This is a genomic window from Herbidospora sakaeratensis (assembly GCF_001570525.1).
Classification (GTDB): domain Bacteria; phylum Actinomycetota; class Actinomycetes; order Streptosporangiales; family Streptosporangiaceae; genus Herbidospora; species Herbidospora sakaeratensis.
The window spans coordinates 128854-141034 of sequence record NZ_BBXC01000012.1 but is presented as its reverse complement, the minus strand read 5'-3'; the positions used below and the strand labels follow the sequence as shown (position 1 = coordinate 141034).

General features: G+C 71.5%; 16 protein-coding genes. 10 read left to right on the top strand and 6 right to left on the bottom strand.

Annotated features, from left to right (window positions below; genetic code table 11):
• The first annotated feature begins 4 nt into the window (after positions 1–4).
• Both AW271_RS19595 and AW271_RS19590 read left to right on the top strand, forming a co-directional pair.
• Entirely contained in the window at positions 5–1108 is a 1104-nt protein-coding gene (locus tag AW271_RS19595; protein ID WP_062338837.1) for a sensor histidine kinase, read from the top strand.
• A complete protein-coding gene (locus tag AW271_RS19590) occupies positions 1105–1785 on the top strand; it encodes a response regulator (RefSeq protein ID WP_062338836.1) in 681 nt (226 codons plus the stop codon). The genes AW271_RS19595 and AW271_RS19590 overlap by 4 nt, the downstream gene beginning before the upstream one ends.
• Here AW271_RS19590 and AW271_RS19585 read toward each other — a convergent pair.
• On the bottom strand, positions 1761–2597 hold the full coding sequence (locus AW271_RS19585) for an SDR family oxidoreductase (RefSeq protein WP_062338835.1): 837 nt from the start codon (positions 2595–2597) through the stop codon (positions 1761–1763). The genes AW271_RS19590 and AW271_RS19585 overlap by 25 nt on opposite strands.
• A 96-nt stretch (positions 2598–2693) precedes the next feature.
• On the opposite strand from AW271_RS19585, the gene AW271_RS19580 reads away from it, so the two are divergent.
• Positions 2694–3149 (top strand): MarR family winged helix-turn-helix transcriptional regulator, encoded by a 456-nt coding sequence (locus AW271_RS19580; protein ID WP_062338834.1) that lies wholly within the window; start codon positions 2694–2696, stop codon positions 3147–3149.
• Here the strand turns inward: AW271_RS19580 and AW271_RS19575 are convergent.
• The 3 genes from AW271_RS19575 to AW271_RS19565 are packed head-to-tail and all read right to left on the bottom strand — an operon-like array spanning position 3146 to position 5129.
• Positions 3146–3337: a ferredoxin gene (locus AW271_RS19575; protein WP_062338833.1), complete on the bottom strand. Its 192-nt coding sequence runs from the start codon at positions 3335–3337 to the stop codon at positions 3146–3148. The genes AW271_RS19580 and AW271_RS19575 overlap by 4 nt on opposite strands.
• Complete coding sequence (locus AW271_RS19570) at positions 3334–3918, bottom strand: TetR/AcrR family transcriptional regulator (protein ID WP_062338832.1); 585 nt, start codon at positions 3916–3918, stop codon at positions 3334–3336. Before AW271_RS19570 ends, AW271_RS19575 begins: the two co-directional genes overlap by 4 nt.
• A complete protein-coding gene (locus AW271_RS19565; protein ID WP_062338831.1) occupies positions 3915–5129 on the bottom strand; it encodes a cytochrome P450 in 1215 nt (404 codons plus the stop codon). The genes AW271_RS19570 and AW271_RS19565 overlap by 4 nt, the downstream gene beginning before the upstream one ends.
• Positions 5130–5262: 133 nt before the next feature.
• Between AW271_RS19565 and AW271_RS19560 the strand changes: the two genes are divergently transcribed.
• The 7 genes from AW271_RS19560 (at position 5263) to AW271_RS19545 (ending at position 10724) form a co-directional block, all read left to right on the top strand.
• Complete coding sequence (locus AW271_RS19560; RefSeq protein ID WP_062338830.1) at positions 5263–6510, top strand: ThuA domain-containing protein; 1248 nt, start codon at positions 5263–5265, stop codon at positions 6508–6510.
• Positions 6511–6556: 46 nt separating this feature from the next.
• The gene (locus AW271_RS19555) at positions 6557–7099 is read left to right on the top strand and encodes a type 1 glutamine amidotransferase domain-containing protein (RefSeq protein WP_062338829.1); all 543 of its coding nucleotides are present in this window, start codon (positions 6557–6559) and stop codon (positions 7097–7099) included.
• 89 nt (positions 7100–7188) lie between these two features.
• Positions 7189–9348: a peptidase domain-containing ABC transporter gene (locus tag AW271_RS19550; RefSeq protein ID WP_062338828.1), complete on the top strand. Its 2160-nt coding sequence runs from the start codon at positions 7189–7191 to the stop codon at positions 9346–9348.
• A gap of 31 nt (positions 9349–9379) precedes the next feature.
• On the top strand, positions 9380–9511 hold the full coding sequence (locus tag AW271_RS39820) for a bacteriocin (RefSeq protein WP_157554393.1): 132 nt from the start codon (positions 9380–9382) through the stop codon (positions 9509–9511).
• Between the two features lie 142 nt (positions 9512–9653).
• Positions 9654–9785: a hypothetical protein gene (locus tag AW271_RS42885; protein ID WP_275935768.1), complete on the top strand. Its 132-nt coding sequence runs from the start codon at positions 9654–9656 to the stop codon at positions 9783–9785.
• Positions 9786–9884: 99 nt separating this feature from the next.
• Positions 9885–10016 carry a hypothetical protein gene (locus tag AW271_RS42880; RefSeq protein WP_275935767.1) on the top strand — a complete coding sequence of 44 codons (132 nt, stop codon included), beginning with the start codon at positions 9885–9887 and terminating at the stop codon, positions 10014–10016.
• A 60-nt stretch (positions 10017–10076) separates the two neighbouring features.
• The gene (locus AW271_RS19545; protein WP_062338827.1) at positions 10077–10724 is read left to right on the top strand and encodes an HAD family hydrolase; all 648 of its coding nucleotides are present in this window, start codon (positions 10077–10079) and stop codon (positions 10722–10724) included.
• Here the strand turns inward: AW271_RS19545 and AW271_RS19540 are convergent.
• Positions 10721–11710: a TolB-like translocation protein gene (locus AW271_RS19540; RefSeq protein ID WP_062338826.1), complete on the bottom strand. Its 990-nt coding sequence runs from the start codon at positions 11708–11710 to the stop codon at positions 10721–10723. The two genes, AW271_RS19545 and AW271_RS19540, sit on opposite strands and share 4 nt — an antisense overlap.
• A complete protein-coding gene (locus AW271_RS19535; protein ID WP_062338825.1) occupies positions 11697–12179 on the bottom strand; it encodes a SigE family RNA polymerase sigma factor in 483 nt (160 codons plus the stop codon). The genes AW271_RS19540 and AW271_RS19535 overlap by 14 nt, the downstream gene beginning before the upstream one ends.
• Positions 12180–12181 lie beyond the last annotated feature (2 nt).

Here is a 12181-nt window from a genome sequence, read left to right as displayed (position 1 = left end):
GCGCATGAAGACACGGCGGGCCGCGCTCATCGACGGGGCGATCGCCGTCTGCGTCGCGGCGGCGCTGCTCGTCACCGGTCTCGCTGAGCCGGGGCCGGTGGCCGCCGGTTACGTGCCGCTGGCCGTGGGCGGGCTGGCGCTGGCCGTGCGCCGCCGGGCGCCGGTCGCCGTGCTGGTCGTCACGGGGGCGTGCGCGGTCGCCTACCAGGCGGCCGGGTTCGACGTGCCCGCCGTCGCCTTCCTGTTCGCCGTGTACGCCGCCGTCCGGGCCGGGCGACGCGTCGTCACCGTGGTGGCCAGTGTGCTGATGCTGGCCGCGCTCCCCCTCGCGGCGCTGGCCTCGGGGCTCCATGACACGGGTGAGGCGTTCGCCCAGGCCAGGGGCGCGCTGGAGCTGGCCTGGCTGGTCGCGGCGGGGGCCGCGGGCGAGGCGCTGCGGCAGGCGGAGCGGCGGGCCGACGAGGCCGAGCGGACCCGGGAGGAGACCGCGCGGCGGCGGGCCGACCAGGAGCGGCTGCACATCGCGCGGGAGTTGCACGACTCGCTCACCCACCAGATCTCCGTCATCAAGCTCCAGGCCGAGGTGGCCGTGCACGTCGCCCGCAAACGCGGCGAGCCGGTGCCCGAGTCGCTGCTGGTGATCCGGGAGGCCGGTCGTGAGGCCGCCCGGGAACTGCGCGCGACGCTGGAGGCGCTGCGCGACGACGGGAAGACCCCGCCGCGCGGGCTCGACGACGTACCGGAACTGGTGGAACGCGCGCGCACGACGGGCCTCGACGCGCGGCTGACGATCGAGGGGCCGCGGGCTGACGTGCCGGCGGCGGTCGGCCGGACCGCCTACCGGATCGTCCAGGAGTCGCTCACCAACGTCGCCCGGCACGCCGCCGCGGCGACGGCGTCGGTGCGCATCGACTACCGGCCCGGCGCGCTGGTCGTCCAGGTCGACGACGACGGCCGGGCGAGGCCCGGCGTCGCGCCGGTGCCGGGCGTCGGACTGCTCGGCATGCGCGAGCGCGTCACGGCGCTCGGCGGGCGGCTTCGGGCCGAGCCGCGCGGCGAGGGCGGCTTCACCGTCGAGGCCGAGCTGCCCGTGGACGAGACGTCGTGATCCGGGTCGTGCTGGTCGACGACCAGCCGCTGCTGCGCGGCGGGTTCCGGGCCCTGCTCGACCTCGAGGACGACATCGAGGTCGTCGGCGAGGCCGGTGACGGGCTGGCCGGGGTCGCGCTGGTCAGGGAGCTGGTGCCGGACATCGCCCTGGTCGACGTGCAGATGCCGGTCATGGACGGCATCGAGGCGACCCGGCGCATCGCCGCCGATCCGGCCCTGGCGGGCGTGCACGTCGTGATCCTCACCAACTACGGCCTCGACGAGCACGTCTTCGACGCGTTGCGGGCCGGCGCGGCCGGCTTCCTCGTCAAGGACGTCGTGCCGGAGGACTTCCTGCACGCCGTGCGCGTCGCCGCCCGGGGTGACGCGCTGCTGGCCCCCTCGATCACCCGCAGACTGATCGACGGCTTCGTCAGCCGGCCGCGCCGGATCGACGCCGCCGCGCTCGCGGAGCTGACCAACCGGGAGCGCGAGGCCGTCGTCTGGGTCGCGCGGGGCCTGTCGAACGACGAACTCGCCCAGCGGATGGCGATCACCCCGCTGACCGCCAAGACCCATGTCAACCGGGCCATGACCAAGCTCCACGCCCGCGACCGGGCCCAGCTGGTCGTCCTCGCCTACGAGTCGGGGCTGGTCGCGCCGCGCGACGGTCAGCCGCCGATGCGGTCGGCGTAGTCGCGCGCGAACTCGGCGAAGGTCCGGCCCGGCCGCCCGGTCACGGCGGTGAACGTGGGCGTGGTGTAGTCGCCCCAGCCCGCGTCGTACGCCTTCAGGTACTCCGTCGTGACGGCCGCGTCCCACTCCCGCATGCCGGCGTTCACCAGCACGGGGTAGGCGTCGTCGGGGCGTACCGGCTGGAAGTCGAGCGGGCCGCCCGCCACCTCGGCCAGCGTGCCGGTCAGGTCGCGCAGCCGGACCGACTCGGGCCCGGTGATGGTGTAGGTCTGCCCGTGGTGGGGCGCGGGGTCGCGGATCACGGCGGCGGCGAAGTCGGCGATGTCCCGCACGTCGATCATGCCGATCCGGCCCTCGCCCGGCGCCCCGTAGAAGGTGCCGCCGTTGACCGAGCCGAGAATGTTCTGCATGAAGTACGCCGGGCGGACGATCGTCCAGCCGAGGCCGGAGGCCGCGAGTTCGAGGTCCGACAGGGCGTGCAGCCGGCCGTTGCGGGTCGGGGCGTCGTGCCCCGCGCCGATGGCCGACATGCGCACGACGTGGCGCACCCCCGCCTGCCGGGCCGCCCACAACGCGTTGCTGCTGGCGTGGGTGGCGTCGGCTCCCATGGCGGTGAGCAGCCATACCGTGTCGACGCCCTTGAACGCCGGCTCCAGCGTCTCGGGGTGGTGCAGGTCGCCGGCCACCGCCTCGGCCCCCGACGGCGCCTTGGCCGGGTCGCGCACCAGCACCCGCAGGTCGTCGGCCCCCTGGAGCGAGCGCAGCACCTCACCGGAGACGGTGCCGGTGGCGCCGGTGATCAGAATGGTCATCGCGAGGTCCCCTCTTCCATGCGATTCGAAGTCGTCCACGACAATATAGTAAGAAAAAGTGACAGTCAAAAATGGTGACTAAATCGGAGGCCGGCAGTGCGACGGAGTGAGCGCAAACGGGAGCGGCCCGACCTGGGCATCCTGTCGGGCCGCACGCTGTTCAGCCTGCAGAAGGAGCTCTTCACGCGGCTGTCGGCGATGGGCCACGCCCAGGTCAGGCCCCGCCACGGAGCCGTGCTGGCCTACCTCGACGCCGAGGGCAGCCGGGCCTCCGACCTGGCCGCGCAGTCGGGCCAGCACAAACAGGTGATCGGCACCCTGGTCGACGAACTGGTCGCGCTCGGGTACGTCGAACGCCGCCCCGACCCCGCCGACCGCCGGGCCAAGCTGGTCGTGCCCACCGACCTGGGCCTCGACCACATGGAGAAGTCGGACGCCGTGCTCGTCGAGATGGAGGCCGAACACGCCCGCGCGGTCGGCGAGGAGGCGTACGCGGAGTTCAAACGGGTCTTCCAGCTCGTCGCCGAGCGCTCTGCCAGGTCGGACGGCTAGCTCAGGCTGATCGCCGAGCAGGGGCAGTGGTCGGCGGCGTCCTCGACGGCGGCGTGCAGGCCGGGTGCCGGTTCGGGCTGGAGGAGCACGACGGCGCCGTCGTGCTCGTTCTGGTCGAACACCTCGGGGGCGATCAGCGCGCACTGCCCCGACGAGCAGCACCGCTCGTGGTCGACGGTGACTTTCACGGCAGTCCCCTTTCCAGGCCGGCGGCCAGCAGGCCGATGACCTCTTCGGTCTGTTCGCGCAGGGCGGCGTGGTCGGCGGGCCGGTCGAGCCATCGCTCCAGGACCACCCGCATGGCGGTCAGCGCCGTGGCCGCGCAGACCGCCGGGTAGAGATCGTCGGGCGACAGCCCGAGCCGGTCGGCGATGGCCTCGGCCAGCGCCTTCTCGCGGGTGGCGTAGACGGCCAGCCGCTGCGGCAGCAACGAGGGGGCCCGGACGATCAGCCGCAGCGCGTCGGTGTCGCTGACGGCGATCACGCGGGCGACCGCCTCGCGGAGCGCCCGTAAGACGGGTTCCTCGCGGGGGCGGTCGCGGAACGCGGCGATCAGGGCGTCGGCCTCGGCGGCCACGGCCGCGACCATCGCCTCCTCCTTGCTGGAGAAGTAGTTGAAGAAGGTGCGTACCGCGATGTCGGTCTCGGCGGCGATCTGCTCCACGGTCACGTGTTCGACACCGTGGCGCAGGGCCAGCCGCAGGGCCGCGTCGCGCAGGGCGGCCCTGGTCGCCAGCTTCTTGCGCTCCCGCCGGCCGACCACGGTCATGACCAGGTCACCGGCAGGGAGTGCACGCCGTAGACGAGCATCTCCGCACGCAGCGGCACCTCGTCGGCCGGCACGGCCAGGCGCAGGCCGGGCAGCCGCGTGATCAGCTCGCCCAGGCCGACCTTCATCTCCACCCGGGCCAGCTGCTGGCCGAGGCACTGGTGGACGCCGTGGCCGAAGGCCAGGTGGGAGACGCGGGGGCGGCTCACGTCGAGGCGGTCGGGCTGGTCCCAGTGGGCCGGGTCACGGTTGGCCTCGGGCGTGGCGATGATCACGGTGGCGCCGGCGGGGATGGTCACGTCACCTATTGTCAGGTCTTCGGTCGCGACCCGGCTGACCCCCATCTGGATGATCGACAGGTACCGCAGCAGCTCCTCGATCGCGGTGTCGAGCAGCTCGGGCTCGGCGCGCAGCCGCGCCAGCTCGCCGGGGTTCTCCAGCAGCGCGAACGTGCCCAGCGCGAGCATGTTGGCGGTGGTCTCGTGGCCCGCGCCGAGCAGCACCAGCGCGATGTCGACGAGCTGGTTGTCGGGCAGGTCGAGCAGGCCCGACACGAGGTCGTCGCCCGGCGCGGCCCGCTTGGCGGCGATCAGCTCCCCCATGAACGTGTAGAGCTCCAGCCCCGCCCGTGCCCGCTCGTCGGTGGAGGCGGCGGAGTCGAGGGCGACGGCGGTGTTGCGCTGGAACCGGTCGCGGTCGGCGTAGTCGACGCCGAGCAGCTCGCAGATGACCAGCGACGGGATCGGCAGCGCGTAGGCGGGCACCAGGTCGGCCTCGGTCCCGGCGGCCTTCATCGCCTCGATGTGGCCGACCGCGATCTCCCGGACGCGCTCCTCCAGGGCGCGCATCCGCCGGACGGTGAACTGGCCGGTGAGCAGCTTGCGGAGCGTGGTGTGCTCGGGCGGGTCCATGAACACGAACATGCCGTCGTCGCGGGTCTCGACCTGGCGCGGCTCCGCGCCGGAGGCGGCGTCGGGGTGGCGGACGCGGTCGGAGCTGAAGCGGGTGTCGGCCAGCACGGCGCGGGCCTCTTCGAGGCCGGTGACCAGCCACGCCTCGGCGCCGTTGGCGAGCCGGAGCGGCTGGACCGGGGCCTGGCCGCGGCGCGCGGTCAGCCCGGCGGGTGGGTCGAACGGGCAGCCGCCGCGCTCCACCAGGTCGCGGGGCAGCAGGCGGCGGAGTTCCGTCGGGGTCTGTGCTGCGGTCGTCATGTCGTCGGCCTACCCCGTTAAGTTGCACGATATGCATCGATGCATGACGTGCAATTTTCGAGATCATTGACAGACCCGGTCATTTATTAGGAAACTTTCTTAAGAAAAAACACCGTTCGAGGGCAGGTAACCCGTGAAACGTCTGTTCGCCGCCTTATTCGGCCTCGTCCTGATCGCCGTGCTCGCCCCGCCCGCGCAGGCCGCCCCATTCAAGGTGCTCGCCTTCTACAACGGCACGTGGGACGCCGCCCACATCGACTTCACCAAGGACGCCAAGGAGTGGTTCCCCTCGGCGGCGGCCCAGAACGGGTTCACCTGGGAGGCGACGACCGACTGGTCGCGGCTGAGCTCCTCGACGATCTCGCAGTACAAGGTCGTCATGTTCCTCGACGACGCCCCGCCGGCCAGCCAGCGGCAGGCGTTCCAGAACTACATGAACAACGGCGGGGCCTGGCTGGGCTTCCACGTCAGCGCCTTCACCACCGACCCCAACTCCTGGAGCTGGTACTACAACACCTTCCTCGGGTCGGGGGCGTTCGCCACCAACACCTGGTTCCCGACGGCCGAGACGCTGAGGATCGAGAACCGTAACCACCCGTCGACCGCCGGGTTGCCCGCCACCATCCAGTCGTCGGTCAGCGAGTGGTACTCGTGGAGCCGCGACCTGCGGCAGAACCCCGACATCAGCATCCTGGCCTCGATCGACGCCGGCAGCTTCCCGGTCGGCACCGACCCCAACCAGCAGTGGCGCAGCGGGTTCTACCCGATCATGTGGACGAACACGAAGTACAAGATGCTCTACACCAACTTCGGCCACAACGGCATGAACTACTCCACCAACACCCGCACCTCCTCGACCTTCGCCAGCGCCCAGCAGAACCAGTGGCTCATCCAGGGCATCCGCTGGCTGGCCGGCGAGGGCGGCACCACCCCGCCGCCCACCGACACCATCTCCCCCACGACCTGGTACACGGTCGTGAACGAGAACAGCGCCAAGTGCGTCGACGCCCGCGCGGCCGGCACGGTCAGCGGCACCGCGATCCAGCAGTACACCTGCAACGGCACCGCCGCCCAGCGCTACCAGTTCACCCCGACCAGCGGCGGCTACTACCGGATCTCCGGCCAGGGCAACCCGGCCCAGGCCCTCGACGTGACCAACGTCTCCGTCGCCGACAACGCCCCCATCCAGACCTGGACCTACGGCGGCGGCAACAACCAGCAGTGGCTCCCGGTCGCCGAGGGCGGCGGCTACTACCACTTCGTCAACCGCAACAGCGGCAAGTGCCTGGACGTCCCGGCCGCCTCGACCGCCAACTCGGTGCAGCTGGTCCAGTACGCCTGCAACGGCACGGCCGCCCAGTCGTTCCGGTTGGCCGCGTAAAGACTGGGCAGGGGAAGAGTCCGCACCGCTCAGAGGGGAGACTGACATGCTCGAAGGCAAGACGATAGCCTTCCTCGCCGCACCGGCGGGCGTCGAGCAGGTGGAGCTCACCGAACCCTGGAAGGCGATCAAGGACGCCGGTGGGACGCCCAAGCTGATCTCCACGAAGGAAGGGGAGATCCAGGCGTTCGACCACCTCGACAAGGGAGACAGGTTCCCGATCGACGCCACCGTCGGCCAGGCCCAGGCGGCCGACTTCGACGGACTGGTGCTGCCCGGCGGGGTCGCCAACCCCGACTTCCTGCGGATGAATCCGAAGGCGGTCAGGTTCGTGCGTGAGTTCTTCGACCAGGGCAAGCCGGTCGCGGCGATCTGTCACGCGCCGTGGACGCTGATCGAGGCCGACGTCGTACGGGGCCGCGTGATGACCTCGTGGCCGAGCCTCCAGACCGACCTGCGCAACGCCGGGGCGACCTGGCAGGACAAGGAGGTCGTGGTCTGCGCCGAAGGGCCGTCGACCCTGGTCACCAGCCGCATGCCGGATGACCTGAAGGCCTTCTGCGAGGCCACGCTCGACGCCTTCGCCTGATCGGCCCGTTCCCTGAGGACCCGGCGGTTTCGCCGGGTCCTCAAATCATGGACAAGTGAGGCCCAAGTCGGCGCTGCCACGATCCCGAAGTGAACGTGAGAGTACCGGTCCGGCTCCAGTCGGGCCTGGCCGAATGCGGGGCCGCCTGCCTGGCCATGGTGCTGAGCCACCACGGCCGCCACACCGGGGTCCGCGAGGTGTCCGAGCAGTGCGGGGTCGGCCGCGACGGCCTCTCGGCGCTGGCGATCGTCAAGGCGGCGCGCGGCTACGGGCTCACCGCGACCGCGTACAAGGCCGAGACCGTCACCGACGCGCCCCTCCCGGCGGTGGCCCACTGGCGGCGCAACCACTTCGTGGTCGTCGAACGGCAGAACGCCCGCCACGTCGACGTCGTCGACCCGGCGATCGGCCGCCGCCGGCTGACCCGGGAGGAGTTCGCCGAGGGCTACTCGGGGGTGCTGCTCACCTTCGAGCCCGGCGAGACGTTCGAGCGCCGGAAACGGGTCCGCCGGACCTGGGTCGGCCCGCTCGCCCGGACCGCGTTGCAGAAGGGCCTCATCGCGCGCATCCTGCTGGCGTCGCTGCTGCTGCAGGTCCTCGGGCTGGGGGTGCAGACGTTCTCGGGCATCCTGGTCGACGGGGTGCTCCCGACCAGGGACTCCGCACTGCTGGTCTCACTGGGGGTGGCGCTGGCGGTGGCGGGCGTCGTCCACCTCGGGCTCACCTACCTGCGCGCGGCGACCGTGCTCAAGCTGCGGCTGCGGGCCGACCGGCTGCTGTCGTCGGAGGTGGTCGCCCACCTGTTCCGCCTCCCCTACCGCTACTTCGCCACCCGGGGCTCGGGAGACCTGGCCCAGCGCAGCGCCAGCGTGGGCCGGTTGCGGCAGCTCATCTCGGGGCCGATCACCACGGCCCTGCTCGACGGGCCGCTCGCGGTCGGCTACGTGACGATCGTGCTGCTGTCGTCGGCGCCGCTGGGGCTCTGCCTGCTCGCGCTGGCGGCGGTGCAGGCCGTGCTGCTGCTGGTCACCCGGCGGCGGCGGGCCGACCTGAACCTGGCGGCGTTGTCGGCGCAGGTCCAGACGCAGGGGCAGCTCATGGAGGCCATCAAGGGGGTGGAGATCCTCAAGGCCGGGGCCATCGAGGACGCCGCGCTGAGCCGCTGGTCGCAGCTGTTCCTCGACCAGCTGAAGGCCGACGCGCGGCAGGGCCGGATGGAGAACCTGGTCACCTCGGTCCTCGACAGCATGCGGCTGGCCGCCCCGGCGGCGCTGCTCTGGACCGGCGGCTGGGAGGTGCTGAACGGCCGTTCCCTCGGCCAGACGCTGACGCTGGTCGCCCTGGCGGGCGCGGCGCTGACGCCGATCCTGTCGCTGGTCGGCACGGTCCGCATCCTCCAGGAGGCGGGCACCCACCTCGAACGGCTGGCCGACATCCTGGAGTTCACCCCCGAGCCCTACGGCGAGGTCCAGGTGGGCCACCTGCGCGGCCGGATCGAGCTGCGCGACGTCTCCTTCCGGCACGCCCCCAACGCCCCGTGGATCCTGTGGAAGGTCTCGCTCGCCATCGGCCGCGGCCAGAAGATCGCCCTGGTCGGCGGCAGCGGCTCGGGCAAGAGCACCCTCGCCCGCGTCATGGTCGGCCTGTACGAACCCACCTTCGGCGCCGTCAGCTACGACGGCGTGCGGATGGAGGCCCTCCAGCGCTCGTCCCTGCGGCGGCACTTCGGGGTGGTCACCCAGGAGGCCCACCTGTTCACCGGCACCATCAGGGAGAACATCGCCCTGGGCCGGCCGGGGGCCACGCCGCAGGAGATCGTGCGGGCGGCGAAGACGGCCTGCGTCCACGACGAGATCATGGCGATGCCCATGGGCTACGAGACCAACCTGTCGGAGGGCATGGGCCTGTCGGGTGGGCAGCGGCAACGGCTGGCGCTGGCCAGGGCGGTGCTCGGGCGGCCCAAGGTGCTGCTGTTCGACGAGGCCACCAGCCACCTCGACACCGTCACCGAGGCCGCCATCGAGCGCAACCTCGCGGCGCTGACCCAGACCCGCATCGTGATCGCCCACCGGCTGAGCACCGTCCGCGACGCCGACCTGATCGCCGTCATCGACGACGGCCGCGTGGTGGAGCAGGGCACCCACGACGAGCTGGTGGAACTCGACGGCCACTACGCCCGGCTGGTGGCCCACCAAGAAAACACCCCAAGAAGTACCAAGATCCCACCAAGCGTGCCTTGCGACTCTTGAGTCGCAAGGTTCACGAACGAAGGGGGTTGTGATGAACAACTTCGAGAACACCGCGAACGAGCTCACCGAGACCGAGCTCGCCGAGGTCACCGGCGGTCTGCCCTGGAACTACGACTGGGCGAACTACGACTGGCGCGACGCGGTGATCGAGGCGCTGCCGTAACCACGGGGTGAAACGCGGGGCCGTCCTCTTGCGGGGACGGCCCCGACTTGTATCCGGCTGGGATTCGCGGCCGAGCCGCGTACCAGCGGGTGCTGGAACTCTTCGAGGCGCAAGGTTCACGAAGCGAACGGAAGGGTTCAGCATGAACGACTTCGAGTCCACCGCACAGCACCTCGGCGACGAGGAGCTCGCCGAGGTCACCGGTGGCATGTGGGCGAACTACGACTGGATGAACTACGACTGGCGCGACGCGGTCATGATGGCCCTGCCGTAACCGGCTTGGAGCGGCTTGTAGAAGCGCTCAAGTGAGCCCCAAGTGCCCAATGGGACCTTGGTTTCGCAAGGTTCACGGATCGAGAAAGAGGGGGTTGTCATGAACGACTTCGAGAGCACCGCCCAGGAGCTGGCCGACACCGAGCTCGCCGACGTCACCGGCGGCATGTGGGCGAACTACGACTGGATGAACTACGACTGGCGCGACGCCGTGATCGACGCCCTGCCGTAACCAGGTGGGGAAGGGGGCCGTCCTTCGGGGCGGCCCCCTTTTCCGTGTCAGGCTGTACGCATGATCGAAGCAGTGGTTTTCGACCTCGACGGGGTCGTCATCGACTCCGAGCCCGTCTGGGAAGAGGTCCGCCGGGGCGTCGTCGCCGAGTTCGGCGGCACCTGGATGCCCGACACCCAGAAGCGCCTGATGGGCATGAGCACCCCCGAGTGGGCCGACTACCTGACCGGGGAGCTCGGCGTCTGGCTCTCCCCCGACGAGACCGCCGCGACGGTGATCGAGCGCATGGCCGAGCGCTACCGCGACCACCTGCCCCTGCTGCCGCACGCCTCGGCGACCATGCGCGCCATCGCCGACCAGTGGCCGATCGGGGTGGCCAGCTCCTCGCCCGCCGTGCTGATCGACACCGTACTGGCCGCCCTCGACGTGGACGTCCGGGTGGCGATCTCCACCGAGACCATGAAGCGCGGCAAGCCCGCCCCCGACGTCTATCTGGCCGTCGTCGAGCGGCTCGGCGTGACGCCCGAGCGGTGCGTCGCGGTGGAGGACTCCAGCAACGGCCTGCGGTCGGCCGCCGCGGCCGGGCTGATCGTGGTCGCGGTGCCGCAGGCGGCCTACCCGCCCGACGACGACGCGCTGGCCGGGGCGTCGCTGGTGCTGGCCGACCTGGCCGCGCTCACCCCCGAGGCGGTGGCGCGGCTGGCCTAGTGGCGGGCCAGGCCGGGGATGACGACGGCGGCCTCCGGCGGGTACTCGCCGAGGAGCCTCTCCTCCTGGCCGATCTCGTAGAGGCGCTGCGCCTGGTTTCCGGGCTCGACCACGACGTATCCGGTCGCGGTCGGGCCCACCGCGAAGCGGCCCTCCGGAATGCGGAGATAGGCGTCGGCCCGCCCCTCGGGGCTGAGCAGCCGGACGACGGCCTGCTCGCCGTATTCGTGCAGGTAGAGCCGCTCGCCCCGCGACTGGATCCACAGGCCGTGGTCGTCGTCGGCGAACCGGCCGGTCTGGGCGCGGAAGACGACCGGCCGCCCGGCGACGGTCAGGGTGAGCTGGTCGGTGACCTTCTGGGGCGGCTGGAGGATCAGCTCACCGCCGCCGGTCAGGCCGACGATCTCGGTTCCCTCCGGGACGACCGGACGGGTCACCTGGCCGGTGCGCAGGTCGACGTCGAGGTAGTGGAAGACGTCGCCGTCCCGGTGGTTGGCCAGGATGATCCGGCTGGAGTCGGCCGCCCACACCCATGGGCCGTAGACGCCGCCCAGTTCGGCGGGCAGTTGGAGGTCGGGGCCGCCGAGCAGGTCGTTCAGCCGGTAGCCGCCCCCGTCGTCGGGAAGGCCGAGCCAGCGGCCGTCCGGCGAGATGGTGTGGTTGCCGGGCGGGTTGACCGTCTCGACCCCGGACACGATCTCGGTCTCGCGGCCGTCGGTCAGCCGCAACACGGTCGGGCAGCCGGTGCGGCAGACGGAGTAGAGGGAGTGGGCCCGCGCGCCGGCATGCGGCGGCGGCTCGCGGAGGACGGGCGCCGGTTCCGGCTCGGGGCGCAGCCACGTGAACAGGACGAGCACGGTGACCGCGACGGCCACGGCGCTCCAGCGGGCCGCCCTGCGGCGTCCGGCGGTCTCGATGGCGCGGTCGGGGTCGCCGTAGTCGCGGGCGTCGTCGGCCAGGTCGAGATAGGCCTCACGCGGGTTCATGGATGCCTGCCTTCCGCAGCCGCTTCAGGGCGTCGTGCGTGTGCCGTTTGACCGTGCCGACCGAGCAGCCGAGCCGGGCGGCGATCTGCGCCTCGGGCAGGTCTTCGTAGAAGCGCAGGTAGAGGACGATGCGCTGTTTGGCCGTGAGGGTGGTCAGGGCGTGCCGGAGCACGATCTTCAGCTCGGTGTCGGGCGGGGGCGCGCCCGTTTCCGGGGGCTGGGAGGTCGGGAAGAAGACCAGGCTGCGGGGGCGGTGCCAGGTCCGTAACTGGTTGATCATCATCGTCTTCAGGTAGGCCTCGGGGTCGTCCGCGGCCGAGATCCGCCGCCACTTGGCGGCCGCCTTGGCCAGGGTCTCCTGCATGAGGTCCTCGGCCTTCTCGTGGTCGCCGGTGAGCAGATAGGCGGCACGCGACAACGCGCGGCCGCGTACGGCCACGAATTTCCGGAACCCCTCCGCGTCGTGCATCG